This window comes from Enterobacter sp. Cy-643, from assembly GCF_011752815.1.
Lineage (GTDB): Bacteria > Pseudomonadota > Gammaproteobacteria > Enterobacterales > Enterobacteriaceae > Cedecea.
Window position 1 is genome coordinate 349,370 of the sequence record NZ_VWWV01000001.1, and the last position, 26,094, is coordinate 375,463.

The 26,094-nt window shown below is 58.3% G+C and carries 25 protein-coding genes and 1 tRNA gene; 22 read left to right on the plus strand and 4 right to left on the minus strand.

What is annotated here, in order from left to right; translation table 11 throughout:
* Positions 1-20: 20 nt before the first annotated feature.
* Positions 21-95 (minus strand) — tRNA-Arg (locus F3J29_RS01675).
* A 75-nt stretch (positions 96-170) separates the two neighbouring features.
* Positions 171-1,112 carry a formate/nitrite transporter family protein gene (locus F3J29_RS01680; protein WP_166862511.1) on the minus strand — a complete coding sequence of 314 codons (942 nt, stop codon included), beginning with the start codon at positions 1,110-1,112 and terminating at the stop codon, positions 171-173.
* Positions 1,113-1,315: 203 nt separating this feature from the next.
* Here F3J29_RS01680 and ccmA point away from each other — a divergent pair, with 203 nt between their 5' ends.
* From ccmA to F3J29_RS01745, 13 genes are all read left to right on the plus strand, one after another.
* Positions 1,316-1,921 carry a cytochrome c biogenesis heme-transporting ATPase CcmA gene (gene ccmA, locus F3J29_RS01685; RefSeq protein WP_166862513.1) on the plus strand — a complete coding sequence of 202 codons (606 nt, stop codon included), beginning with the start codon at positions 1,316-1,318 and terminating at the stop codon, positions 1,919-1,921.
* Positions 1,918-2,577 (plus strand): heme exporter protein CcmB, encoded by a 660-nt coding sequence (gene ccmB / locus F3J29_RS01690; protein ID WP_166862514.1) that lies wholly within the window; start codon positions 1,918-1,920, stop codon positions 2,575-2,577. Before ccmA ends, ccmB begins: the two co-directional genes overlap by 4 nt.
* Before the next feature lie 29 nt (positions 2,578-2,606).
* Positions 2,607-3,347: a heme ABC transporter permease gene (locus F3J29_RS01695; protein WP_166862516.1), complete on the plus strand. Its 741-nt coding sequence runs from the start codon at positions 2,607-2,609 to the stop codon at positions 3,345-3,347.
* The gene (gene ccmD, locus F3J29_RS01700; protein WP_166862518.1) at positions 3,344-3,556 is read left to right on the plus strand and encodes a heme exporter protein CcmD; all 213 of its coding nucleotides are present in this window, start codon (positions 3,344-3,346) and stop codon (positions 3,554-3,556) included. The genes F3J29_RS01695 and ccmD overlap by 4 nt, the downstream gene beginning before the upstream one ends.
* Positions 3,557-4,036 carry a cytochrome c maturation protein CcmE gene (ccmE, locus tag F3J29_RS01705; protein ID WP_166862520.1) on the plus strand — a complete coding sequence of 160 codons (480 nt, stop codon included), beginning with the start codon at positions 3,557-3,559 and terminating at the stop codon, positions 4,034-4,036.
* The gene (locus tag F3J29_RS01710) at positions 4,033-5,988 is read left to right on the plus strand and encodes a heme lyase CcmF/NrfE family subunit (protein ID WP_166862523.1); all 1,956 of its coding nucleotides are present in this window, start codon (positions 4,033-4,035) and stop codon (positions 5,986-5,988) included. The genes ccmE and F3J29_RS01710 overlap by 4 nt, the downstream gene beginning before the upstream one ends.
* Positions 5,985-6,542, plus strand: a complete 558-nt coding sequence (locus F3J29_RS01715) for a DsbE family thiol:disulfide interchange protein (protein ID WP_166862524.1) — start codon at positions 5,985-5,987, stop codon at positions 6,540-6,542. The genes F3J29_RS01710 and F3J29_RS01715 overlap by 4 nt, the downstream gene beginning before the upstream one ends.
* A gap of 8 nt (positions 6,543-6,550) precedes the next feature.
* Complete coding sequence (locus F3J29_RS01720; RefSeq protein ID WP_166864853.1) at positions 6,551-7,615, plus strand: cytochrome c-type biogenesis protein CcmH; 1,065 nt, start codon at positions 6,551-6,553, stop codon at positions 7,613-7,615.
* Positions 7,616-7,628: 13 nt separating this feature from the next.
* Positions 7,629-8,387 carry a phospholipid-binding lipoprotein MlaA gene (mlaA, locus tag F3J29_RS01725; protein ID WP_166862526.1) on the plus strand — a complete coding sequence of 253 codons (759 nt, stop codon included), beginning with the start codon at positions 7,629-7,631 and terminating at the stop codon, positions 8,385-8,387.
* Positions 8,388-8,553: 166 nt separating this feature from the next.
* The gene (hflK, locus tag F3J29_RS01730) at positions 8,554-10,518 is read left to right on the plus strand and encodes a protease modulator HflK (protein WP_166862528.1); all 1,965 of its coding nucleotides are present in this window, start codon (positions 8,554-8,556) and stop codon (positions 10,516-10,518) included.
* The gene (gene hflC / locus F3J29_RS01735; RefSeq protein WP_166862530.1) at positions 10,515-11,528 is read left to right on the plus strand and encodes a protease modulator HflC; all 1,014 of its coding nucleotides are present in this window, start codon (positions 10,515-10,517) and stop codon (positions 11,526-11,528) included. Before hflK (F3J29_RS01730) ends, hflC begins: the two co-directional genes overlap by 4 nt.
* Complete coding sequence (hflK, locus tag F3J29_RS01740) at positions 11,525-12,577, plus strand: protease modulator HflK (RefSeq protein ID WP_166862532.1); 1,053 nt, start codon at positions 11,525-11,527, stop codon at positions 12,575-12,577. Before hflC ends, hflK (F3J29_RS01740) begins: the two co-directional genes overlap by 4 nt.
* A complete protein-coding gene (locus F3J29_RS01745) occupies positions 12,574-14,475 on the plus strand; it encodes a heavy metal translocating P-type ATPase (RefSeq protein WP_166862534.1) in 1,902 nt (633 codons plus the stop codon). The genes hflK (F3J29_RS01740) and F3J29_RS01745 overlap by 4 nt, the downstream gene beginning before the upstream one ends.
* 46 nt (positions 14,476-14,521) lie before the next feature.
* Here the strand turns inward: F3J29_RS01745 and fadL are convergent, their stop codons facing one another.
* Positions 14,522-15,886: a long-chain fatty acid transporter FadL gene (fadL, locus tag F3J29_RS01750; RefSeq protein ID WP_166862536.1), complete on the minus strand. Its 1,365-nt coding sequence runs from the start codon at positions 15,884-15,886 to the stop codon at positions 14,522-14,524.
* Between the two features lie 377 nt (positions 15,887-16,263).
* Here fadL and F3J29_RS01755 point away from each other — a divergent pair, with 377 nt between their 5' ends.
* The 4 genes from F3J29_RS01755 (at position 16,264) to sixA (ending at position 20,871) form a co-directional block, all read left to right on the plus strand.
* The gene (locus tag F3J29_RS01755; protein WP_166862538.1) at positions 16,264-16,548 is read left to right on the plus strand and encodes a YfcZ/YiiS family protein; all 285 of its coding nucleotides are present in this window, start codon (positions 16,264-16,266) and stop codon (positions 16,546-16,548) included.
* Positions 16,549-16,728: 180 nt separating this feature from the next.
* The gene (gene fadI / locus F3J29_RS01760; RefSeq protein WP_166862540.1) at positions 16,729-18,039 is read left to right on the plus strand and encodes an acetyl-CoA C-acyltransferase FadI; all 1,311 of its coding nucleotides are present in this window, start codon (positions 16,729-16,731) and stop codon (positions 18,037-18,039) included.
* Complete coding sequence (gene fadJ, locus F3J29_RS01765) at positions 18,039-20,204, plus strand: fatty acid oxidation complex subunit alpha FadJ (protein WP_166864856.1); 2,166 nt, start codon at positions 18,039-18,041, stop codon at positions 20,202-20,204. The genes fadI and fadJ overlap by 1 nt, the downstream gene beginning before the upstream one ends.
* A 178-nt stretch (positions 20,205-20,382) precedes the next feature.
* Complete coding sequence (gene sixA, locus F3J29_RS01770) at positions 20,383-20,871, plus strand: phosphohistidine phosphatase SixA (RefSeq protein WP_166862542.1); 489 nt, start codon at positions 20,383-20,385, stop codon at positions 20,869-20,871.
* A gap of 174 nt (positions 20,872-21,045) precedes the next feature.
* Here the strand turns inward: sixA and smrB are convergent, their stop codons facing one another.
* Complete coding sequence (smrB, locus tag F3J29_RS01775; protein ID WP_038480719.1) at positions 21,046-21,597, minus strand: endonuclease SmrB; 552 nt, start codon at positions 21,595-21,597, stop codon at positions 21,046-21,048.
* 173 nt (positions 21,598-21,770) lie between these two features.
* On the opposite strand from smrB, the gene prmB reads away from it, so the two are divergent.
* The 5 genes from prmB to F3J29_RS01800 all read left to right on the plus strand — a co-directional run bounded on the left by prmB (position 21,771) and on the right by F3J29_RS01800 (position 26,074).
* Positions 21,771-22,703 (plus strand): 50S ribosomal protein L3 N(5)-glutamine methyltransferase, encoded by a 933-nt coding sequence (gene prmB, locus F3J29_RS01780; protein WP_008459683.1) that lies wholly within the window; start codon positions 21,771-21,773, stop codon positions 22,701-22,703.
* 82 nt (positions 22,704-22,785) lie between these two features.
* A complete protein-coding gene (aroC, locus tag F3J29_RS01785; protein ID WP_008459684.1) occupies positions 22,786-23,871 on the plus strand; it encodes a chorismate synthase in 1,086 nt (361 codons plus the stop codon).
* Between the two features lie 4 nt (positions 23,872-23,875).
* Positions 23,876-24,700, plus strand: a complete 825-nt coding sequence (gene mepA / locus F3J29_RS01790; RefSeq protein ID WP_039305183.1) for a penicillin-insensitive murein endopeptidase — start codon at positions 23,876-23,878, stop codon at positions 24,698-24,700.
* 11 nt (positions 24,701-24,711) lie between these two features.
* Positions 24,712-25,509: a sulfite exporter TauE/SafE family protein gene (locus tag F3J29_RS01795; RefSeq protein WP_166862544.1), complete on the plus strand. Its 798-nt coding sequence runs from the start codon at positions 24,712-24,714 to the stop codon at positions 25,507-25,509.
* Positions 25,510-25,525: 16 nt separating this feature from the next.
* Entirely contained in the window at positions 25,526-26,074 is a 549-nt protein-coding gene (locus tag F3J29_RS01800; RefSeq protein WP_166862546.1) for an elongation factor P hydroxylase, read from the plus strand.
* Positions 26,075-26,094 lie beyond the last annotated feature (20 nt).

Here is a 26,094-nt window from a genome sequence, read left to right on the forward strand (position 1 = left end):
AATGGAAAGGGTAAATCTAATGGCGTTCCCTGCAGGAATCGAACCTGCAACTAGCCCTTAGGAGGGGCTCGTTATATCCATTTAACTAAGGGAACGCGGCGGGCGTAGTATACCCGCTTTTCGAGGCAGGTTAAGGGGTTGGCGGTCCGTTTGCCTGGAAGATGAACAATTTACCCGTTGCCTTGTTCACTCTTCGCTGAATTTTGGTTCTTTTCTTCCCGTTTTCGCTTTGCCTCCGCCTTTTTCTTGTTGCTCATATCGTTGCGGATTTGCGCGTGGCTTATCAGCGCGAAAATAAACGTGCCGCCGCAGATATTCCCGGCTAAGGTGGGCAGGGCAAACGGCCAGAAGAACTCGCTCCAGTGCAGCGTGCCGTTAAATACAAGGTAAAGAATTTCAACTGAGCCAACCACGATATGGGTTAAGTCGCCCAGGGCTACCAGCCAGGTCATCAGCACGATAACAAAGATTTTTGCCGAACCTGCAGCGGGAAACATCCACACCATGGTGGCGATGATCCAACCGGAGATAATGGCATTGGCGAACATCTCGCTTGGCGGGTTAGCCATCACCTTCATGCCGATGTCGTCGAAGGCCTGGCGGGTGGCTTCGTCGAATATCGGCATGTATTCGAAGGCCAGCGCCGCCAGCGCGGTGCCGACGATATTCCCGAGCAGCACAATGCCCCATAGCCGCATCAGCAGCCAAAAGTTGCTGGTAGTCGGATGCTGCATCACCGGCAGTACGGCGGTGACGGTGTTTTCGGTAAACAGCTGCTGGCGCGCCATAATGACGATGATAAAACCAAAGGTGTAGCCAAGATTTTCCAGAAGAAAATTGCCGGGTATGCCGACCAGGTTAACGTGAAAAATGCCTTTTGCCAGCAGCGAGGCGCCCATCGACAAACCCGCCGCCACGGCTGACCAGAACAGCGCCATGCCGTCGCGCTCCAGCTCTTTTTGCCCGTCCTGGCGAATGTGCTCGTGAATCGCCATTGCGCCGGAGGGCAGGCGATCCTCGTCCAGTTCTATTTTCTTGCCGCTCGACTTCTCATCGCTGTCCACTGCCAGCTCATCGGTCTTAGCGATTTCATCGGGCTCGATCTTGTCCATCAGGGCGGTTCCTGGTCGGAAAATGTTCACTTAAGCGTAGCGGTTTTTATCCCACATTTTTGACGAATGGGAATAATCGCCCCGGTTTTGATCTGAATAAGCCAATTAACCCTAATGGAGTAGCTGAAGGCGCCGGGGGCAACCTGAAGAAAACAGGGCGATATGATATGCTTAGCGTCACCCGAGACAAGGAGCGCCTCCTGATGCTAGAAGCCCGACAACTGACCTGCCAGCGTGACGATCGCACGCTGTTCAACGCGCTGTCGTTTAGCGTTGGGCCGGGAGAAATGGTGCAGGTGGCGGGCAAAAACGGCGCGGGGAAAACCACGCTTTTACGTATTCTGGTCGGGCTGGCACAGGCCGATGAGGGCGAGGTTTTTTGGCAAAATCAGCCACTTCGCCGCCAACGCGATAATTTCCACGGTGACCTGCTGTGGATTGGCCATCAGCCGGGTATCAAGTCCGTTCTCACCCCTTTTGAAAATCTTACCTTTTTTCATGCCGATGTAACTGAAGAACAGCTGTGGGCTGCGCTGGAGCAAACCGGGCTGCTCGGCTTCGAAGATTTACCCGTCAACCAGCTTTCCGCCGGGCAGCAGCGCCGCGCCGCGCTCGCTCGTCTGTGGCTATCCACGGCAAAGCTTTGGCTTTTGGATGAGCCATTCAGCGCGCTGGACGCCGTCGGTATTGAACGTCTGACCCGCCGTCTGCAACATCACGCTGAAGCAGGTGGGATAGTTATTCTCACCAGCCACCAACCTTTGAGCTGTGCTGTGCGCCAAATTCATCTGCAGGAAATCGATTTATGATTCGGCGTATTTTCTGGCGCGAGCTGCAGGTCGTGTTTCGTCGTGGGGCAGAAATCGCCAACCCGCTGTGGTTCTTCCTGATTGTGATAACCCTGTTTCCGCTCGGCATTGGCCCGGAGCCGCAGCTGCTGGCGCGCATTGCGCCGGGGATTATCTGGGTGGCGGCTTTGCTGGCTTCTTTAATGGCGATGGACAGGCTGTTCCGGGATGACTTTCAGGACGGCTCGCTCGAACAGCTGATGCTGCTGCCGGTGCCTTTGCCGCTGGTGGTGCTGGCGAAAGTGACCGCTCACTGGGTGGTCACGGGTCTTCCGCTGTTACTACTTTCGCCGCTGGCGGCCTTGCTGCTCGGGCTGGATGTTTATGGCTGGCAGGTGATGGCCGCCACTTTGCTGCTGGGCACGCCAACGCTGAGCTTCCTCGGCGCGCCCGGCGTGGGGTTAACGGTTGGGCTGAAGCGCGGCGGGGTGCTGCTTAGCCTGCTGGTGCTGCCGCTGACTATCCCGCTTTTAATTTTTGCCACCGCCGCGATGGATGCCGCCTCGATGCATCTGCCGGTGGAGGGCTATATGGCAATTCTTGGCGCGCTGCTGGCCGGCAGCGCCACGCTAAGCCCGTTCGCTACGGCGGCGGCGCTGCGGGTAAGCATTGCGTAACTTTATTTTTTGTTTTGTGAGCAAAACCTATGTGGAAAACGCTACATCAGCTGGCTAAACCCGAGCGGCTGTATCACTTTTGCGGCCGCCTGCTGCCCTGGCTGGCTATCCTCAGCGCGGTGCTGCTGCTGGTCGGCTGCGTCTGGGGCTTTGGTATTGCTCCGGCGGACTATCAGCAGGGACAAAGCTACCGGATCATGTACCTTCACGTCCCGGCGGCGATGTGGTCGATGGGCATTTACGCCAGCATGGCGATGGCCGCCTTTATTGGCCTGGTGTGGCAGATAAAAACCGCCGATCTGGCGGTGATGGCGATGGCCCCCGTCGGGGCGGCATTTACCTTTATCGCGCTGGTCACCGGCTCCGCCTGGGGTAAGCCAATGTGGGGCACCTGGTGGATTTGGGACGCAAGGCTGACCTCCGAGCTGGTGCTGCTGTTCCTCTACGTGGGTGCCATTGCGCTGTACAGCGCGTTTGACGATCGCCGCCTTGCTGGCCGGGCCGCCGGGATTCTGGTGCTGGTCGGCGTGGTGAACCTGCCGATTATTCACTTCTCGGTGGAGTGGTGGAACACGCTGCATCAGGGGTCCACCAATATGCAGCAGTCCATCGACCCTTCTATGCGCACGCCGCTGCGCTGGACCATTTTCGGCTTCCTCGCGCTGTTTATCACGCTCACTCTGATGCGGCTGCGTAACCTGCTGCTGTTACAGGAAAGCCGCCGTCCGTGGGTGTCAGTGCTTGCTAACGGCAAAGGAGCAAAATCATGACGTGGGCGTTTACTGACTGGCACGAGTTCTTCGCCATGGGCGGCTACGCCTTTTACGTCTGGCTGGCGGTGGCTTTCACGCTCCTGCCGCTGCTTGGGCTGATTTTTCACACCCGCTACCAGCATCGCGCGATTTTGCGAACGGTGGCGCGCCAGCAGGCAAGAGAGCAGCGTATTCGTGTCGCTCGCCAGCGTCAGGAGGAAGTTTAAGTGAATCCGCGTCGTAAAAACCGGCTTTATCTGGCCGTAGCGGTGCTGGTCGGTCTTGGGCTGACCATCACGCTCGTGCTCTATGCCCTGCGCAGCAATATCGACCTGTTTTATACTCCCGGCGAAATTATCCACGGCAAAGGCGAAAGCCATTTGATGCCGGAAACCGGGCAACGCCTGAGGATCGGCGGCATGGTGATGCCGGGCAGCGTGAAGCGCGACAGCCAAAGCCTGAAGGTCAGCTTCAAGCTGTATGACGCGCGCGGCGTGGTGGACGTGACCTACGAAGGCATTCTGCCGGACCTGTTCCGCGAGGGGCAGGGCGTGGTGGCCCAGGGCGTGATGGAAGGTGCCACGCTTATCCACGCTAAAGAAGTGCTGGCGAAACACGATGAAAACTACACGCCGCCTGAAGTGAAAGCGGCGATGGAGCAGAATCACCAGCAGGCCCCGGAAGTGTATAAGGATAACGCCTCATGATGCCGGAAATCGGTGGGTTCCTGCTAAGCCTGGCGCTCGGTTGGTCTTTGCTATTAAGCGTTTATCCACTCTGGGGCGTGGCGCGCGGCGATAAGCGGCTGATGGCCTCGGCGCGGCCGTTTAGCTGGGCGCTGTTTATCACCCTTTGCGCATCATTCCTGATACTGGTTAACGCCTTCGTGGTGAACGACTTCAGCGTGCTTTATGTCGCCAACAACTCGAATACCGAGCTGCCGGTCTGGTATCGCGTGGCGGCCACCTGGGGGGCGCACGAAGGGTCATTGATGCTGTGGGTGCTGATGATGAGCGGCTGGACGTTTGCCGTTGCTCTCACCGGGCGCAGCATGCCTAAAGAAGATCACGCCCGCGTGCTCGCTGTCATGGGCATGATTAATTTCGGCTTCCTGCTGTTTATTATTTTCACCTCCAATCCGTTTATCCGCACGCTGCCGGACTACCCGCTGGAAGGGCGAGATTTAAATCCGCTGCTGCAGGACATCGGCCTGATACTGCATCCGCCGCTGCTGTATATGGGCTACGTGGGTTTCTCAGTGGCGTTTGCTTTCTCGATTGCGGCGCTGCTGGGCGGCAGGCTGGACAGCGCCTGGGCGCGCTGGACTCGCCCGTGGACGCTGGCGGCCTGGGCTTTCCTGACCGTGGGGATTGTGCTGGGTTCGGCGTGGGCGTATTACGAGCTTGGCTGGGGCGGCTGGTGGTTCTGGGACCCGGTAGAAAACGCCTCGTTTATGCCGTGGCTGGCGGGCACGGCGCTTATCCACTCGCTTTCCGTTACCGAAAAACGCGGCAGCTTTAAAGCCTGGACGGTGCTGCTGGCGATAAGCGCCTTTTCGCTTTGCCTGCTGGGCACGTTCCTGGTGCGCTCCGGCGTGCTGGTGTCGGTGCATTCCTTTGCGTCCGATCCGGCGCGCGGCATGTTTATTCTGGCTTTCCTGGTGGTCGTTATCGGCGGTTCGCTGCTGCTGTATGCGGTCAAAGGCAGCAAAGTACGTTCCCGCGTGAGCAACGATCTCTGGTCGCGCGAGTCTTTCCTGCTCGGCAACAACGTCCTGCTGATTGCCGCCATGCTGGTGGTTCTGCTGGGTACGCTGCTGCCGCTGGTGCATAAGCAGCTTGGCCTCGGCAGCATTTCCATCGGGGAGCCGTTCTTCAATACGATGTTTACCGCGCTGATGGCTCCGTTTGCGCTGATGCTCGGCATTGGGCCGCTGGTTCGCTGGCGACGCGACGAGCCGGGCAAGCTGCGCAAGCATCTGTTGGTGGCGGTGGTCATCACGCTGGTTATGTCACTGCTCTTACCGTGGCTGATGCAGGATCGCGTGGAAGCCATGACGGTGGTCGGCCTGCTGATGGCCGTCTGGGTCTTTGTGCTGGCGCTGATGGAAGTTTATCAGCGCGCCATGCATCGCCACGGCTTCCGGGATGGGTTACGCAAAATTCCTGCCAGCCACTGGGGCATGGTTTCCGCGCATCTGGGCCTGGCGGTGACGGTGGTCGGCATCGCTTTTAGCCAGAGCTACAGCGTGGAGCGCGACGTGCGCATGAAGTCAGGCGACAGTATTGATATTCATCAGTACCACTTTGTGTTCCGCGAAGTGCGGGACATCACCGGCCCTAACTATCGTGGCGGCGTGGGCGTGATTGACGTCACCCGCCACGGCAAGCCGGAAGCCACGCTGCACGCCGAAAAGCGTTTCTATAACAGTAATAAGGCGATGATGACCGAGGCGGCCATCGACGGCGGTTTCACCCGCGACCTTTATGCTGCGCTGGGCGAAGAGCTGGATGACGGCAGCTGGGCGGTGCGCCTGTATTACAAACCTTTCGTGCGCTGGATTTGGGCGGGCGGGCTGCTGATGGCCCTCGGCGGGCTTTGCTGCCTGTGTGACCCGCGTTATCGCAGCCGTAGAGTTAAGCCGGAGGCCGCAGTATGAAGCGCCGCTATCTTTTTATTCCGCTGGCGCTGTTTCTGCTGCTGGCCTCGCTGCTGCTCTGGCAGCTGGCGCGTAATGCGCAGGGGGAAGCGCCCACGGATCTGGAATCGGCGTTGATTGGTAAACCGGTGCCGGAGTTCCGCCTGGAATCCCTCGACGAGCCCGGCAAGGAGTGGAGCCGGGCAGTGCTGGCGGACGGCAAGCCGCTGCTGCTGAACGTCTGGGCGACCTGGTGCCCAACCTGCCGCGCCGAGCATAAGTTTCTGAACGGACTTGCCGCGCAGGGCGTCCGCGTCGTCGGCATGAACTATAAAGACGATCGCCACAAAGCGATTACCTGGCTGCGCGATCTCGGCAACCCGTACAGGCTAAGCCTGTTTGACGGCAATGGCATGCTGGGGCTGGATCTCGGCGTGTACGGCGCGCCGGAAACCTTTCTGATCGACGGCAAGGGGATCATCCGCTATCGCCATGCGGGCGATCTGAACGATCGCGTCTGGCAGCAGGAGCTGAAGCCGCTTTGGGAGAAATACAGCCAGGAGGCGGGCTCATGATGCGCGCAATGTTCTTTTTGCTCGGGATGCTGTTTAGCCTCCATGCGGCGGCGGCCATTGATACCTTCACCTTTAAAGATGAAGCGCAGGAGCAGCAGTTCCGCCAGCTAACCGAAGCGCTACGCTGCCCGAAATGCCAGAACAACAGCATTGCGGATTCCAACGCAATGATTGCCACGGATATGAAGCTTAAAGTCTACGAGCTGATGCAGCAGGGCAAAAGCAAGCAGCAGATTGTGGATTATATGGTGGAGCGCTACGGCCACTTTGTGACCTATGAGCCGCCGCTGACGCCGGCCACGGTGATCCTCTGGGTGCTGCCGGGGCTGTTTATTGTCGGTGGTGCGGCGGTGATTGTGCTGCGCAGCCGCAGGCGGCAAAAGATTTCGCTCACGGAAGAAAATCCGGCGCTGAACGAAGGGATAACCTCAGGGAAAATCTCGCTGTGGGTCTTCTTGCCGGGGGGCGTGTTGCTGCTGGCGGTCAGCGCTGGCAGTTATCTGAAAACGTCCGGGCTGGCGCAGGTGCAGGCCTGGCGGCAGGCGACGGCCGAGACGCCAGCGTTGTTAAAACGTGTTCTTGATCCGCAGGCCGCGCCGCTGACTATGGAAGAGATGGCGCGTCTTGGGTTAGGATTACGCACGCGATTGCAGCAACAGCCTGATAATCTTGAAGGCTGGATGATGCTTGGGCGCATTGGCATGGTGCTGAATAACGCCACAACGGCGACACAGGCTTTTGCTCACGCATATAAACTTGCGCCCACAAACGGCGAAGCAAAGCTGGGCTATGCTGAAGTATTGACCCGCTCTGCCGACGCGCAGGATAACCAGCTTGGTGGGCTTCTGCTCCGCGAAATGTTAAAAGATGACCACACGAATATTCGCGTGCTCAGCCTGCTGGCGTTCAATGCTTTTGAGCGCCAGAACTACCGTGAGGCGATTGGGGCGTGGCACATGATGCTGAAAATTTTACCGGCAAACGACCAGCGCCGCGCCGTCATTGAGCGCAGCATCGATCAGGCGAGGGCCCAGCTTGAACCGGGCACCACTGAAAGCGCAGACAAACAATAATAGGGAGACGCTAATGAATTTCCGCCTGACCGGACTTGCTCTGGCAACAACGGTATTAGTGGGATGTGCCAGTTCTGGTAGCCAGCAGCCTCAGGGGCGTTCGGACCCGCTCGAAGGGTTCAACCGTTCAATGTTCAACTTCAACTACAACGTGCTGGATCCGTATGTATTACGCCCGGTAGCCGTAGCGTGGCGTGACTATGTGCCGGTGCCCGCGCGCAACGGCCTGAGCAACTTCACCAGCAACCTCGAAGAGCCCGCCACGATGGTGAACTACTTCGTGCAGGGCGACCCGTACCAGGGGATGGTGCACTTTACGCGCTTCTTCCTGAACACCCTGCTGGGAATGGGCGGCTTCATCGACGTGGCCGGGATGGCTAACCCTAAACTTCAGCGCGTCGAGCCTCACCGCTTCGGCAGCACCCTGGGCCATTACGACGTCGGTTACGGTCCTTATGTGATGCTGCCGGGCTACGGCAGCTTCACGCTGCGCGAAGACGGCGGTGATTTTGCCGATACGCTGTATCCGGTGCTTTCCTGGCTCACCTGGCCGATGTCCATCGGTAAATGGGCGGTCGAAGGCGTCGAAACGCGTGCGCAATTGCTGGATTCCGACGGCCTGCTGCGCCAGTCAGCCGATCCTTATATCACCGTGCGTGAAGCCTACTTCCAGCGCCATGACTTCCTCGCTAACGGCGGCCAGCTGAAACCAGAAGCGAACCCGAACGCGGCGGCGATTCAGGATGACCTGAAAGATATCGATTCCCAGTAAGCAATACCCGGACGTGAAAAAGCGAACATTGATGTTCGCTTTTTTATTGTCATCATACTGACATAAAATGACACATCTTTACCCACCAGCATTTTGTGTTGATATGTTATAAAATAACAATCTAAAAATACTGTGCAACTCTTGCGCACCTCACGTTTAAAACATCATGCCACCAACCCGGTTACCCGAAGCTGAACTGCTGCCTCAGGCGCTGCCCGCTCGCTATTCGCTTGCCGGCGCACAGGCCCGACTCGCCGCGCGTGCGGTGTTCACCTTAACCTTCCTGCTGTTTATGATGCTCCTGCTGGCGCTGACGGTCAGTATTCTGGAGCCGACTTCACGCTGGGTCGCTTTGCTATGCAGCAATGCCGCAGCGCTTTTATTATTGGTCGTTACGCTGCACGCCACGCAGCGTATTTGTCAGTGGCGAAACATTAAGTTTTCCCCATCGGCTGCCCCCCCGATTCAGGATGAAGAAGCGCCAAAGAACCCTCTCTTAAGCTGGTTCACGGGCCTGGTGCCGCTAAATTTTGCCCGAGCTGAGGCTCTGCTTAAGGCGGAAGGTATCTGGTCCGGGGCGCTTGCCGCGCTGGCGTTCTATATTGCATTTTCTGGCTGGAGTAGCCGCTACGTTCCGCTGTTGGACAATAATAATCGCTGGATTGCGGTAGCCTGCCTGGCGGGATCGGTTTTTGTGCTGCTGGTGGCCGAGCGGCATCTCAGCGCGGTGGCGAAAGAGGCATCTCCTGAAGCCGGGTCCATAGCGCCGCTGCTGCGCCTGGTGATGGCGGTCCAGGTGCTGAGTTTACCGGGGCTGGTCTGGCCGCAGCTGAATAGCGCTTTAGCGGTAAACTTACCCGCTGTGCTGGTTATGTTAGTTGCCGCTGAGTTTATGCTGCGCGGGCTGTTCTCTCTCTTCACGCCACCCGGTGACGGTACGGCAGAACCCGCACTTATCCCCAAAAGCCAGCTGGCCGCCCAGTTAACCTGGCCGCCGCGCCCCCTCGGTTTTTTACAGCAGGAGCTGCACCAGCGTTTCGGCATCGATCTTCGCCAGGTCTGGGCCTTCACCGTCCTGAAGCGCGCGTTTATCCCGATGGTGGGCCTGATGCTGCTTTGCGGCTGGTTGCTGACCGGGCTACAGCAAATCTCAGCCACCGAACGCGGCGTGTACGAGCGTTTTGGCCGCTCTGTGGCGGTGCTTGAGCCAGGCCTGCATTTGGGGCTGCCCTGGCCGTTTGGTCGGGTGCAGTTGACCGAAAATGGGCAGGTGCATGAGCTGGCTGCCGGGGAAGATCCGGCCAGCCAGCCTCCTGCAAAACGCGCCGATGCTGAAGGCCCCGCGCCCGCCAGCGCCGACAGACTGTGGGATGCCACCCACAACTTCGACAAAGCACAAATCATCGCCAGCCAGAGCGGGGATCGGCAAAGCCTGCAGATCGTTAACAGCGACGTACGCTTTATGTGGCGTATTGGGCTGAGCGATGAAGCTGCGCTGGCGGCGACCTACCGGGCGGTGAACCTGTCGGAGCTGGTGCGCAGCACGGCAAATGAGGTGCTGGTACATCAGTTTTCGTCTTTAACGCTGGACGATGTCCTGAGCGAGCGGCGTGACGACCTGGCCGGGCAGATTAACCAGGCCGTTCAGCAGCAGCTGGATAGCCTGCACAGCGGCGTGGAAATTCTTTCTACCGTCGTGGAGGCGATTCATCCGCCTGCGGGTGCTGCCGATGCATTTCATGGCGTGCAGGCCGCGCAGATTGCCGCGCAGTCGCTGATCCTGAGAGAGCAGGGCAGTGCGGCGGAAAAAGCCGCGCTGGCCGCGACCAATGCCGCAGTGCGCGAGAACACGGCGCAGGCCAATGCCACCGAAGCGTTAAGCGAAGCTCAGGCAACGGCCACCCGCTTTGCCGCGCAGAAAAATGCCTGGCAGCAGGCAGGGCAGGTCTTTATTGACGAGCTTTGGTTTAAACAGCTTCAAGTGGCGCTCAGCGGTCGCCCTCTGCTGGTCATTGACCAACGGATTGGCGCCGGTTCGCCGCCTACGCTCGATCTGCGTGATTTCCCTACTTCTACCGATGCGGCGCGGCGTGACGCGCCCGCCAAACCCGCACAGGAGCTTTCCCGGTGAGCCATTCGCACTCTCATGGACATCATGATCACCATCATGGTCACGGCTGCAGCCATGGCCACTCTTCCGCCCCGGAAGGGGGTAAAAAAGGCGCCTGGAAGCGGATTACCGCTGCCGTTGGGTTGGTCATTATTCTGCTTGCGGCCGCGAGTCTGGTGCAGGTGAGATCTGGCGAATCACTGGTGATCACTCGTTTTGGCAAACCCGTCCGCGTGCTGCTCGAGCCGGGGCTTGCCTGGCGTTTGCCTGCCCCTTTTGAAACGGCAACGGTGGTGGATTTGCGCCTGCGAACGACGTCCAGCGGGCTGCAGGATGTCGGCACGCGCGATGGCCTGCGGATCATCGTTCAGTCCTACGCGGTATGGGAAGTGGACAGCACGCCTGAGCACGTGCAGCGGTTTATGCGGGCGGTGCAAAACCAGCCGGATGAAGCGGCCCGGCAAATTCGCACTTATTTAGGCTCAGCGCTGGAAACCACCGCCAGCGGCTTCACGCTTTCTCAACTGGTGAACACCGACGGCAAGCAGGTTCAGCTGGCGGAGTTTGAATCGCATCTTCAACAGCAAATCAGCCAGCCGTTGCTGCAAAGTTACGGCATCAGGCTGGTGCAGATGGGCACCGAACGCCTGACGTTGCCGGCCGTGACGCTCAACGCCACGGTTGACCGTATGCGAGCAGAGCGCGAAACCATTGCCATTGAGCGCACGGCGGAAGGTAAGCGCGCGGCGGCAGAGATTCGTTCCGCCGCCGACCGCGATGCCCGCATCACCGAAGCTCAGGCTTCAGTGAAAGCGGCGGATATCGAAGCCCAGGCCCAGGTACAGACGGCGTCCATTTACGGTAAAGCTTATGCCAGCGCCCCGCAGCTTTATAGCCTGCTGCGCCAGATTGACGCGCTTAGCGGCATGGTGAATGCGCAAACCCGACTGGTGCTGCGTACCGATGCCAAACCGTTCAGCCTGCTGGTTGACGGGCCGCAAATGGATAAAGCGGCGGATAAAAAACCATGACCGAACGGCAAAAACTTGAGCCCGGTGGGCCGTGGACGCAGTCGATTCGGCTGGCGTTTATCGCGATATTTGTGCTGACGCTGTTTGCCGCCGGGGCGTGGTTGCTGTCGAATGTCCGGCAAATTCCGCCGGGCAGCAGGGCCGTGGTGCTGCGCTTCGGCGCGGAGCAGCGCGTGGCCGAGCCTGGCTTGCTGCTTGCCTGGCCCGCGCCGGTCAATGAAGTGGTGATGGTGCCGGGACCGGATCGGGTGATTGAACACCGGGTGACCGCGCTGCTGCGCTCGTCCGAGGCGCAAAGCCTGGATATCAACGGCGGCCCCGGGAATGATGCTGTTTCGGGCTCTGGTTTTTTGCTCACCGGTGACGCGGGCGTTGTGCAGCTGGATATTAGCGTGTTTTACCGGGTCAGAACGCCAACCGCTTACGTCTTACAGGACAAGCATGTCCTGCCGCTGCTGGACCGGCTGGTGGAGCGCGCGGCGGTGGCGGTTTGTGCTTCCCGCGATCTGGATACCATTCTGGTTGCCCGGCCCGAAATGCCCGGCAACGATATGAACGTTGCTCAGCAGCGCGAACAGCTGCGGAGTGATGTGCAGCGGAACATCGAACAAAATTTGCTGCGGCTTCAGCAGTCGGGGAGCGATGCGGGTATCACTCTTGAGCGGGTGACCGTTCAGTCTGCTTTACCGCTGACGACCGTAGCGGCATTCAATGCGGTCTTAACCGCCAGCCAGCAGGCCTCGAAAGCGATTGCGACGGCGCAAAGCGATGCCTCATTAACGCGGCAAAAGGCGGTTCAACAGGCTGACCAGATGCGACAAACCGCCCAGGCCAAAGCGCAGGAGAGCGTGGCGAAGGCGCAGTCGGACACGGCGACAATTGCCCGTCTGGCCAGCAACCACGACGACCCTGATTTGCTGGGACGTATTTATCGCCAGCGAATAGCCGGGATCCTGTCCCAGGCCGGATCGGTAATTACCGTGTCGCCGCAGGATGATGCCCATTTGATCCTGCAGGGTGTAGCGCAACAAGAGGCGACGAAACCATGACTTCTTCTGTACAAGCCGGTGGGGCGCTGACCCGCAAGGAGCAGCGGTATATTACCCGCCAGTTGATGCTGGCGCTGGTGGCCAGCGGGGCGCTGATTCTTGGTTTGCTTTGGCGGTGGCTGGCGCCTCAGCAGGTTGCCGTCGGTGATTTACTTTTGGGTACCGCCTCGGTGGTCGTTGCTGTACCCGTGCTCCGTCACGCGTTACATAGCCTGCGCTACCCCAGCCTGCACGGCTTGACTGACCAGCTTATCGCGCTGGCATTGCTGGGCGCCTGGGCGACGGGCGATCTTCTGACTGCCGCGCTGCTGCCGCTGATCATGATTGTCGGACATATTCTCGAAGAGCGCAGCGTGATTGGCTCGCAGGAAGCTATTGCCGCGTTGAGCAAACTCACACGCAGCCGGGCGAGACGCTTAAGCGCAGATGGCCAGCTGCAGGAGATCGACAACCACGACCTTGAACCTGGCGATGTGGTTGAGGTGCGTGCCGGGGATCATATTCCTGCCGACGGCCTGGTGCTGGAAGGCAAAGCCAGCCTGGACACAGCCCCCATTACCGGAGAGTCCGTGCCGCAGGAAGTTGAACCGGGTGCGGAAGTTTTTGGCGGGGCGATAAATCTGGATGGTTTGCTGCGCATCCGCGTCACGCGTACCGGAGAAACCTCGACTCTGGGGCGCGTGATCGCCCTGATGCAAAGCGCGGAACAGGCAAGCCCGCCGATCACTCGCCTGCTCGAACGCCACGCGGCGCGCTACCTGCTTTTGGTGCTGATGATTGCCGCCAGCACCTGGTTCCTGACGCAGGATGCCCAGGCGATGCTGGCCGTTTTGGTGGCGGCCTGTCCCTGCGCGCTGGTGCTTTCCGCCCCGGCATCATCTATTGCCGGGCTGACGGTGGCCGCCCGCCACGGCATTTTAATTCGCGGCGCGGCGTTTCTTGAGGAGCTGGCGGAGATCAACGCCGTGGTGGTCGACAAGACCGGCACGCTGACCCACGGCAGGCTGCACCTGCAGGCCGTGGCGCCTTATGACGATGCCGACCCCTCTCTGCTGCAAAACCTGGCGGCCAGCCTGGGCGCGACCAGCAATCACCCGGTCAGCCGTGCGGTAAGCGAGATTGTTTCGCGGGAAGCCTGGCTGCCCCTCGACAACGTGCGTGAGCATCAGGGATTAGGCGTTTCTGCTTCTACAGCTCGGGGGGAAGCGGTGCTTGGCAGGCGCGAGCTGTTAGCCACCACGTTGACCGATTTACCTGAAGCCCCGGAGCACGATGGTCCGATTGTCGGGCTGGCGCTTGATGGCCGTTTTCTTGGCTGGCTGCTGCTGGCCGACAGCCTGCGAGACGAGGCAGCAACGGCGATGGCCGAGCTGAGCGATCTTGGGCTAAACCGACAGCTTTTACTGACCGGCGATCGTCAGTCGGTTGCCGACCGGATTGCGCACCAGGTGGGGATTACCGATGTGGTGGCCGGGGCGCTGCCCGCGGATAAGCTGGCGCAGGTGAAACGGCAGATCGACAGCGGCTATCGGCCGATGGTTATCGGCGATGGTATCAACGATTCGCTGGCATTGAAGGCGGGCGTGGTGGGCGTGGCGATGGGGGCCGGAGGATCTGATATTGCGATGTCCTCGGCGGATATTGTTCTGATTGGCAGCGATCTGCGCCGGCTGGGCACCTGCGTGCGCCTGAGCCGCCGCTGCCGCAGGACTTTGCAGGTGAACGTGTTTATCGGTCTGGGCTGGACGCTGGCGATCGTCGCGATGGCGGCTTTTGGCTGGTTAGGGGCTTCCGGCGCGGTGGTTGCCGCGTTATTGCATAATCTCAGCACGCTGTTGGTGCTCGGCAATGCGGGAAGACTATTGCGGTTTGAAGAAAAGCTGAGCGAGCAGGTATAAAAAAAGCGCCTTCATCAGAAGGCGCTTTATTTTTCGGGGCAGTAACTTAGAACGCGTAGTTGAAGTTAGCGCCGTACAGCCAGGCTTTACCTTCGGATTTGAAGGTGTATGGGCCTTCTTCGATATTGACTTTCTGGCCGTGCATGTAGGAAACGCCTACGTCCACAGACGCGTCTTTGTTAAACGCATAGGTGGTACCGGCGCTCAGCCACAGGCGGTCCTGATCCGGAATGGAGATGGAGCGCTTGTTAGCCGGAACCGGGCTGTCATCGAACGCGATCCCGGTGCGGAAGGTCCAGTTGTCGTCCATGTAGTAGGTGGTACCCAGCGCGATGCGGTATGCATCTTTGAAGCCTTCATCTTTATAGAACAGCGTCTGGCCGTTGCTGCCTTTCGCTTTCAGCTCCTGGAACTGGCTCCAGCTGGTGTAGGTCAGGCTATAGTGAATGGCCCATTTCGGTGCCACTTTGTTATAGCCGGACAGCTCCCACATTTCTGGCAGATACAGATTCAGAGAGCCAGGGATGGTTGCTCCGCCGGTGCCCGTTGGAATATTGTTGGCCGCTAACAGCGCTGATGCTGCCGGTGGCAGGGCGCTTGAAGGTGGCAGGCTGCTCTTATAGTCGCCGTCAAAGTCAATTTTCACTTCTGAACGGTAGGTGAAGCCGTAGCGGTTATCCTTATCAATTTCATACAGGATACCGGCGTTCCAGCCAAAGCCCCATTTGTCACCCTTCAGGTGTGCAATTTGGGTATCTGGCGCGATAGAGTTTGCGTAGGCTGCAAGAGCGCGACCTTCAGGCGTTGCTAAACCACCGCCCTGGGCAATTTTACCCGCCATCAGCTGACCTAAGTCACCCGCGTAGCGGTCGATTTTCGCCTTAGCATATACCGCGTTGAAGCCCAGACCGAAGCTCCAGTTGCTGCTCAGGCGGTACGCGCCGCTCAGGTTCATGTTCAGGGTCGTCAGGTCGGTAGTACCGCCCATCGAGCCTGCTGCGTAGCTGTCATTATATTCGGTGGCCAGGCCGTAGTTGGAGGTGACGGAAGCCCCCCAGCCAAACTGGTCGTTGATCGGCGCTACAAAGTGCAGGTTAGGCACCCATGCGGTTGGCGCGATGTTTTTTGCATCCAGGCTTTTGCCTGACGGCGAACGGCCGGAGATATCAACGTCCGGGTCAACGAAGATTGCGCCGGCAGAGAAAGAAGGGCGATCGAACATCATGATGGTAGCGGGGTTGCGGCTTGCTGAACCCGCATTATCCGCAACTGCACCTTCCCCCGAATACGCTCGGCCAAGGCCAGAGGAAGAGAACTCGTTTAATTGAAAGCCGGCGGCGTACGCCTGGGAGGAGACTATTGCCACTGCAACCGCGAGGGCTGACTTTGTAAACAGGTTTTTCTGGCTCATGACCAAAACCTCATTGATTTATTTTTATGCAAACAATGTTACATACCGTAACAGGAGCGCGAATAGTAGGGACTGATCGGGTACAGAGAAATCAGACCAGTGGCGAGAGTATAGGTCTGACCAGCGAGGATGTTGCAAGTTTGTTTCTAAAGTTTTTCATGTTTGATCTTGAAAACGGGATCTGGTTGGCAAAATCCGGGGGAACTTCTCCCCAGACGGGGGATGTTATTTGTTTTAGATCATTTTTAAGTGTGATTTCCGTCACTTGTCGGTTTTGTGAGGATTATCAACTGGAGCAGATGCAACGGCGGGCGTAAAATAGCCACAATTATTTTAACCATTCTCCTTTTTTAAGCCGCATTACAGAGGAAAGCGTGATGAGTAAAAATACCGCCGATGAAACCCCGGTTTGCTGCTGCATTGATGTCGGTTCCATTATCGACAACACAGATTGCATCGCCTCCTACAGCCGCGTATTTACTAGCAAAACAGAAGCCGATGACGTTCTGGCTGCGTTAACGGCCAAAGCCCGTGAAGTGGAGTCTGAACCTTGCCAGATTACACCGCGCTACACCGACGTTGCCGATGGCGTGCAGCTGGATATTGATTTCCAGTTTAGCTGCCAGGCCGAAACGATGATCTTCCAGCTCGGCCTGCGTTAAATTCCTCCTCTCTAATTCCCCCGTGTAAAACGGGGGCGTTCATTTCGTTATGTAATAATTCGTGTCGCTTCTCCCATTTTTCTCGCCCGCTGGTTGGCTGGATGTGAATTTTTAGTTAAGACTGTGATCAGGTCAGACCACTTTTTGTCTGTATTCACTTTTTTTTAGCAGGGGAGCGTTATGAGTCAGGCACTGCCGTTGATTACCCGCCAGGGCGATCGTATTGCCATTGTGAGTGGTTTACGCACGCCGTTTGCCCGTCAGGCCACGGCTTTTCATGGTATTCCCGCCGTCGATCTCGGCAATATGGTGGTGAGCGAGCTGATGGCTCGCAGCGAAGTACCGCCCGAAGCGATTGAGCAACTGGTCTTTGGCCAGGTGGTACAAATGCCTGAAGCGCCAAACATTGCCCGTGAAATCGTGCTGGCGACCGGCATGAGCGTCCATACCGATGCCTACAGCGTCAGCCGTGCCTGCGCCACTAGTTTCCAGGCCGTTGCGAACGTGGCCGAAAGTTTGATGGCCGGCACCATTCGCGCCGGGATTGCCGGCGGCGCAGATTCCTCTTCCGTGTTGCCAATTGGCGTTAGCAAAAAGCTGGGGCGAACGCTGGTGGACGTGAACAAAGCGCGCACGCTTGGGCAGCGGCTGAAACTGTTTTCCAAATTACGCCCTCGCGATCTGTTGCCGGTGCCTCCAGCTGTGGCTGAATATTCTACCGGTCTGCGCATGGGCGATACCGCTGAGCAAATGGCGAAAACTCACGGCATCACGCGTGAGCAACAGGACGCGCTGGCGCATCGTTCCCACGAGCGTGCCGCCCAGGCCTGGCAGGAAGGAAAGCTGGCTGAAGAAGTGATGACGGCGTTTATTCCGCCGTATCGTCAGCCGTTCGCCGAAGATAACAACGTCCGTAAAGGCTCAAGCCTCGCCGATTATGCAAAACTGCGCCCGGCGTTTGACCGCAAGCACGGCACCGTGACAGCGGCGAACAGTACGCCGCTGACGGACGGCGCTGCGGCGGTGATCCTGATGACCGAATCCCGGGCAAAAGAGCTTGGCCTCAAGCCGCTCGGCTTCCTGCGCAGCTACGCCTTCACTGCCATTGATGTCTGGCAGGATATGCTGCTTGGCCCGGCGTGGGCAACGCCGCTGGCGCTTGAGCGGGCGGGGATCACGCTGAATGATTTGACCCTGTTTGATATGCATGAAGCCTTTGCCGCGCAGACGCTAGCCAATCTGAAAATGCTTTCCAGCGAAAACTTTGCCCGTAATGTGCTGGGCCGGGCTCACGCCACGGGCGAAGTCGATGACGCGAAATTTAACGTGCTGGGCGGGTCGATTGCCTACGGACATCCGTTTGCGGCGACGGGCGCAAGGATGATTACCCAGACGCTGCATGAACTGCGTCGCCGCGGGGGGGGCTTTGGCCTCGTTACCGCGTGTGCGGCCGGCGGGCTTGGTGCGGCAATGGTTCTGGAGGTGGAGTGATGGAACAGAAAGGCGCATTCGATTTACACATCCGGCTGGATAACGTTGCCGTGGTGACCATCGACGTTCCGGGTGAAAAAATGAATACCCTGAAGGCCGAGTTTGGGGCGCAGGTGCACAGCATTATCAAAAAACTGCGCGACAACCCGAGCGTGCAGGGGCTGGTATTTATCTCCGGCAAACCGGACAACTTTATCGCCGGGGCCGACATCAACATGATAGCCGGCTGCAAAACGGCTGAAGAAGCCCAAGAGCTGGCGAGGCAGGGGCAGCAGATCATGGTGGAAATCGCCGCGCTGCCGATCCCGGTGGTGGCCGCGATTCACGGCGCCTGCCTGGGCGGCGGCCTGGAAATGGCGCTTGCCTGCCACGCCCGCATTTGCACCGATTCCCCCAAAACGCAGCTTGGCCTGCCGGAAGTGCAATTGGGATTGCTGCCAGGCTCGGGAGGCACTCAGCGTTTGCCTCGCCTGGTCGGCGTCAGTCACGCGCTGGACATGATTTTGACCGGTAAACAGCTGCGCCCGCGTCAGGCCCTGAAGCTGGGGCTGGTGGATGACGTGGTGCCCGAATCTATTTTGCTTCAGGCTGCCGTTGAGTTGGCGCTTAAAGGGCGGAAACCTTCGCGTGAGCTGCCGGTAAAAGAACGCATACTCGCCGGGCCACTGGGGCGCTCGCTCCTGTTCAGCATGGTCAGCAAGAAGACCGAAGAAAAGACCCAGGGGAACTACCCGGCAACGGGCCGCATTCTTGAGGTTATTCGCACCGGGCTGGAGCAGGGGAGCAAAAGCGGCTATGAGGCCGAGGCCAAAGCGTTCGGTGAGCTGGCAATATCTCCTGAATCTGCCGCCCTGCGCGGCCTGTTCTTCGCCAGCACGGAGTTGAAAAAAGAGTACGGCGGTGAAGCGAAGCCCGGCAAACTTAACTCGGTCGGCGTGCTGGGGGGCGGCCTGATGGGCGGCGGGATTGCCTATGTGACCGCCACCAAAGGCAAGCTTCCGGTGCGCATTAAGGACATTAACAACGACGGTATTAACCACGCGCTGAAATACAGCTGGGATCTGCTGGACAAGAAAGTCCGTCGCCGCCATATGAAGCCTGCCGAGCGCCAGCGCGAGCTGGCTCGCATCTCCGGTGGAACCGATTACCACGGCTTTAGCCAGCGCGATATTGTGGTGGAAGCCGTGTTTGAAGACCTGGCGCTGAAGCAAAAAATGGTGGCTGAGGTTGAACAGTATGCCGCACCGCACACCGTTTTTGCCTCGAATACTTCTTCGCTACCGATTGCCGATATTGCCGCTCAGGCAGCGCGCCCGCAGCAGGTTATTGGCCTGCATTTCTTCAGCCCGGTGGATAAAATGCCGCTGGTCGAAGTGATTCCTCACGCGGGTAGCAGCGCGGAAACCATTTCCACGACCGTGCAGTTGGCGAAAAAACAGGGCAAAACGCCGATTGTGGTAGGCGACAGCGCCGGGTTTTACGTCAATCGCATTCTTGCGCCTTATGTTAATGAAGCGCTGCGCTGCCTCACGGAAGGTGAGCCGATCGAGCGTATTGACGATGCGCTGGTGAAGTTCGGTTTCCCGGTGGGGCCGGTGCAACTGCTGGACGAGGTTGGGATAGACGTCGGCACGAAGATTATCCCGATTCTGCAGCAGGCTTTCGGCGATCGCTTTGCCGCGCCCGATAGCGTGGATGCGATCTTGAAGGACGATCGCAAAGGAAGAAAAAATGGTCGCGGTTTCTATCTTTATCCGGCAAAAGGGCGTAAAAGCAAGAAACAGCCTGACACAGCGATTTACACGCTGTTAGGCGTGACGCCGAACGGACGTCAGACCCCGGAACACATCGCCGAGCGCTGCGTCATGATGATGCTCAACGAGGCCGCTCGCTGCCTCGATGAAGGCGTGGTCAGAAGCGCGCGTGATGGTGATATTGGCGCCGTTTTCGGCATTGGTTTTCCGCCGTTTTTAGGCGGGCCGTTCAGGTATATGGACAGCCTGGGAGCCGCCGATGTGGTGGCAAAACTGCAGCGTTTAGCGGGCCAGTACGGGGAGCGGTTCAGCCCCTGTGAAAGGCTGATTATTATGGCTGAACAAAAGCTTAGTTTCTGGCCTGCGTTGACATCGCAGCCGGTGACAGAGCTTGACGAAGCGCTGAGCTGAGCCTGTAAATGTACGCTGCAAGGTCATTTTGTAAACAGATATTGACTATACTTGCAGCATTGAGGTAAAAGACAGCGTTTCATTCGATGTACGGATAAGGCACAATGCCCGGCTGCCGTGAACCCCACTTTTTCAGTGTGTGGGTTCAGGCGTTCCTGGTTAACAAAAGCGGTGCAATATGCAAGTTTTTATCATGCGTCACGGCGACGCAGCACTCGATGCTGCCAGCGACTCGGTTCGTCCCTTAACCCAATGTGGGTGTGATGAATCCCGTCTGATGGCGACCTGGTTAACGGGTCAGGTGGCAAGTATCGAACGTGTTCTGGTGAGCCCTTACCTGCGAGCTGAACAGACCCTGGACGTGGTGCGGGAAGCGCTGAACCTCCCGGAAAAAGAAGACATCCTGCCAGAGCTTCGGCCCTGTGGTGATGTGGGCCTGGTGGGGGATTACCTGCTGGCGCTGGCAAGTCAAGGCGTTGAATCTGCGCTGGTGGTTTCCCATCTGCCGCTTGTTGGTTACCTGGTTTCGGAGCTTTGCCCGGAAGAGGCCCCGCCGATGTTTACCACGTCGGCCATTGCCAACATCACGCTGGATCCGGATACCGGCAAAGGCGTGTTTAACTGGCAGATGAGCCCCTGCAACTTTAAGGTGGCTAAGGCTATCTGATTGCTGTGAGCATGAAAAAAGAGTCGCGAAAGCGGCTCTTTTTGCTTTTAAGGTGCTCAGGATTTTCCCCTCATCCTAACCCTCTCCCCAAAGGGGCGAGGGAACTGCTCCCGATCGTTTTCCCCCTCTCCCTCTGGGAGAGGGCCGGGGTGAGGGGAATCCCTTGCGCTGAGCTTATGGCAGCTCCGGCGGCTGCCACTCTTCAATTTCTATTAACACCAGCAGCGCGGCATCGCCGCCGTACTCTTTCGGCGCCTGATGAAACGCCACAATATGCGGATGCTGCGCCAGCCACAGCGGCGTTTGCTGCTTAAGGACGTGTTTACCGTGGCCGTGCATCACGCAGGCACAGAAAACATGCTCGCGGCGGCAGGCGGCAATCAGCGCGCCCAGCTCCTGTTTTGCCTGAAGCTGGGTCAGGCCGTGCAAATCAAGAAACAGTTCCGGAGAATAATCCCCGCGACGCAGTTTCTTCAGTTCAAAGTGACTCACGCCTTCGCGCACGTAGCGCATTGGCCCTTCGGTCGCCAGGCGCGGCTGAAACTCATCGGAAAAGTAGTGGCTGGCATCGGCCTGTTCCTGCAGCAGACGCTTCACGGGCACTTCCGTTATTTTCTTGCGCACCGGGCGGTGGACAATCGTGTCCTGAGCCAGTTTTTTCGTGCCGCTCATCAGGCCGCGAAACAGCGCCTCATCTTCGGAACTGAGCGGTGATTTCTTTTTCATGTTTCTCTCATCTCGCATTCGCTTTGTAGCCAGTTTACCCGCTTTCTCCGGCGGCAATAAAGAAAACGCAAATTTCGCGGTCTCGCGGCGTCGATGAATGCTGATTTGTCGCCTCCTTCATGGCAAACTAGCCGATTATTATTGAACTAGCGTGAGTCGCCTGCGGAGGGCACGTGGATAAAATTTTCGTCGATGAGGCAGTAAACGAGCTGCATACCATTCAGGACATGCTGCGCTGGTCGGTCAGCCGCTTTAGCGCCGCCAACATCTGGTATGGGCACGGCACCGACAATCCATGGGATGAAGCCGTTCAGCTGGTTCTGCCAAGCCTGTACCTGCCGCTGGATATTCCAGAAGACATGCGTACCGCGCGCCTGACCCCAAGCGAGCGTCACCGCATCGTCGAACGCGTGATTCGCCGCGTCAACGAACGTATTCCGGTTGCCTACCTGACCAATAAAGCCTGGTTCTGCGGCCACGAGTTCTACGTGGACGAACGTGTACTGGTGCCGCGCTCGCCGATTGGAGAGCTGATTAACAACCGCTTTGCCGGGATGATCGACCACGAGCCGCAGCACATTCTGGATATGTGCACCGGCAGCGGCTGCATCGGGATTGCCTGCGCCTATGAATTCCCGAATGCGGAAGTGGATATTGTTGATATTTCCCCTGACGCTATCGCCGTGGCCGAGCAGAACATTGCCGAGCATGGCCTGGACCACAACGTCACGCCGATTCGCTCGGACCTGTTCCGCGACCTGCCTAAAGTGCAGTACGACGTGATTGTGACGAACCCACCGTATGTTGATGAAGAAGACATGGCGGATCTGCCGGGCGAATACCACTTCGAACCTGAGCTGGGCCTGGCGGCCGGCAGCGATGGTCTGAAGCTGGCTCGTCGTATTCTTGGCTGCGCGCCGGATTACCTGGCCGACGGCGGGATCCTGATTTGTGAAGTGGGGAACAGCATGGTACACCTGATGGAGCAGTACCCGGAGGTGCCGTTCACCTGGCTTGAGTTCGACAACGGCGGCGACGGCGTATTTATGCTGACTAAAGCGCAGCTGATTGACGCTCGCGAGTACTTCAGTATCTACAAAGATTAATTGCCGAACGTAGACGAGCCTTCGGGCTCGTTTTACTTCCCGCGCACAACACAATAACTAGAACGGTGATTAAGGAGCCGTGATGGCTGGTAACAGTATTGGACAGGTTTTTCGCGTAACGACATTTGGTGAATCTCACGGCATCGCGCTGGGCTGCATTGTTGACGGCGTTCCGCCGGGCATTCCGCTGACCGAAGCCGACCTGCAGCACGATCTCGATCGTCGCCGCCCGGGCACATCGCGTTACACCACTCAGCGCCGTGAGCCTGACCAGGTTAAAATTCTCTCCGGCGTGTTTGAAGGCGTGACGACCGGTACGAGCATTGGCCTGCTGATTGAAAATACCGATCAGCGTTCCCAGGATTACAGCGCTATCAAAGACGTGTTCCGTCCGGGCCATGCCGATTACACTTACGAACAAAAATACGGCCTGCGCGACTATCGCGGCGGTGGTCGTTCTTCTGCGCGTGAAACGGCTATGCGCGTTGCGGCAGGTGCCATTGCCAAGAAATACCTTGAGCAGAAATTCGGTATTAAAATTCGCGGCTGCCTGACGCAGATGGGCGATATTCCGCTGGAAATCAAAGACTGGGATCAGGTTGAACAGAACCCGTTCTTCTGCCCGGATCCGGATAAAATCGACGCGCTGGACGAGCTGATGCGAGGCCTGAAAAAAGAGGGCGACTCCATCGGCGCGAAAGTGACCGTTGTGGCTGACAACGTGCCGCCGGGCCTTGGCGAGCCGGTCTTTGACCGCCTGGACGCAGACATTGCCCACGCGCTGATGAGCATCAACGCGGTGAAAGGCGTGGAAATTGGCGAAGGTTTCGGCGTAGTAAACCTGCGCGGTAGCCAGAACCGGGACGAAATCACCCAACAGGGCTTCCAGAGCAACCATGCGGGCGGCATTCTGGGCGGCATCAGCAGCGGCCAGCAGATTGTGGCCAACATGGCCCTGAAACCAACGTCCAGCATTACCGTGCCGGGCAAAACCATTAATCGCGAAGGCGAAGAAGTGGAGATGATTACCCGCGGGCGTCACGATCCGTGCGTCGGGATCCGCGCCGTGCCGATCGCGGAAGCAATGCTGGCTATCGTGCTGATGGATCACCTGCTACGGCAGCGTGCTCAGAACGCTGACGTTTCTTCCCCGCTGCCTCGCTGGTAAGACGATGAACAAACTCCTGATCGGGATGCTGGCGCTGGCCGCCAGCGCTCAGGCTTTAGCGGCCACGCCGTGGCAAAAAATCGACCACCCGATCGCCGGTAGCGCGCAGTCTATTGGCGCGTTTTCCAACGGCTGTATCGTGGGGGCTCACGCGTTGCCGCTTGAGGATGCCCGCTACCAGGTGATGCGCCCGGATCAGCGTCGCTACTTTGGTCATCCCGATCTGGTGATGTTTATTCAGCGCCTGAGTAATCAGGTCAATCAGCTCGGCCTGGGCACGGTATTGATTGGCGACATGGGCATGGCGGCAGGCGGGCGTTTTAGCTCAGGCCACGCCAGCCACCAGACCGGGCTTGATGTTGATATCTTCCTGCAGCTGCCGAAAACTCGCTGGACGTCAGCACAATTGTTGCGTCCTCAGGCGCTGGATTTAGTCGCTGCAGACGGCAAGCGCGTGGTGCCTTCGCTGTGGAAACCGGAAATCGACAGCCTGATTAAGCTCGCGGCTAAAGATAACGAGGTGACGCGTATCTTCGTAAACCCGGCGATTAAACAGCGGCTTTGCGAAGATGCTGGCGCCGATCGCGACTGGCTGCGTAAGGTGCGTCCGTGGTTTGCTCACCGCGCCCACATGCACGTTCGCCTGCGCTGCCCGGCTAACAGCCTCGAGTGTGAAGATCAGCCGCTGCCTCCTCCGGGAGACGGCTGTGGTGCCGAGCTGCAAAGCTGGTTCGCGCCGCCTGCGCCGGGCAGCACGCCACCGAAAAAGACAACGCCACCGCCTTTACCCGCCTCCTGTCAGGCATTACTGGATGAGCACGTTCTCTAACGGATAAGTTAATGGAATGGTTTATGGTTTCCCCGCTGCTGCTGGTGGCGCTGTTTTTTGTCGCCATGCTGGCCGGGTTTATTGATGCCCTTGCGGGCGGCGGTGGGTTACTGACGGTCCCTGCTTTGCTGGCGGTAGGCATGTCTCCTGCTCAGGCCCTGGCAACCAACAAGCTCCAGGCCTGCGGCGGCTCGGTTTCAGCCTCGCTCTATTTCATCCGCCGGAAGGTGGTCAGCCTTGCCGATCAGAAGCTCAATATTCTGATGACCTTTATCGGCTCCACCTGCGGCGCATTGCTGGTGCAGCACGTGAAGTCCGATATTTTGCGCCAGATCCTGCCGCTGCTGATTATCGGCATCGGGCTCTATTTCCTGCTGATGCCAAAGCTCGGGGAAGAAGACCGGCAGCGCCGCCTGCACGGTTTGCCGTTCGCGTTAATTGCCGGGGGCTGCGTCGGTTTTTATGATGGCTTCTTTGGCCCCGGCGCCGGGTCGTTTTACGCGCTGGCCTTTGTGACGCTTTGCGGCTTCAACCTCGCCAAATCCACCGCCCACGCGAAAGTCCTGAACGCTACCTCTAACCTTGGCGGGCTGCTGCTGTTTATCATCGGCGGCAAGGTGATTTGGGGCACCGGCTTTGTGATGATGGCCGGGCAATTTTTAGGGGCAAGGGTGGGTTCGCGCCTCGTCTTAAGTAAAGGGCAGCAGCTGATTCGCCCAATGATTGTCGTTGTTTCGGCGGTAATGAGCGCCAGGCTGCTGTATGACAGCCACGGACCGGAAATTCTCCATTGGTTAGGGATAGCCTGAAATGAATGATGTCACCATGAGCAAACAACACCATTACCAGGAACTGATTGACGTGTTCGATAGCTGCTTCCTGGCAGAGTTTAATACCCGCTTGATCAAGGGCGATGACGAGCCTGTCTATCTGCCTGCGGATGACGAATTGCCGTATAACCGCATCGTCTTTGCGCACGGCTATTACGCCAGCGGAATGCATGAAATCTCCCACTGGTGCGTGGCGGGCGCAGAGCGCCGTAAGCTGGTGGACTTCGGTTACTGGTATTGTCCGGACGGGCGAGACGCCGAAACCCAGGGCAAGTTCGAAGATGTGGAAGTGAAGCCGCAGGCGCTGGAGTGGATGCTCAGCACCGCCGCAGGCTTCCCGTTTAACGTCAGCTGCGACAACCTGAGCGGCGATTTTGAGCCTGACCGCATTGCGTTTCAGCGCCGGGTTCATGCCCAGGTTATGACTTATCTGAAAGACGGGATCCCGGAGCGCCCGGCGCGTTTGATTGACGCGCTAAGGGCGTATTATGGCACCCCTGCGCTCGAAGCCGGGCAGTTTGCCTGGCCAGAAGACCTAAACTAAAAATCACCTGTATGAAGAGG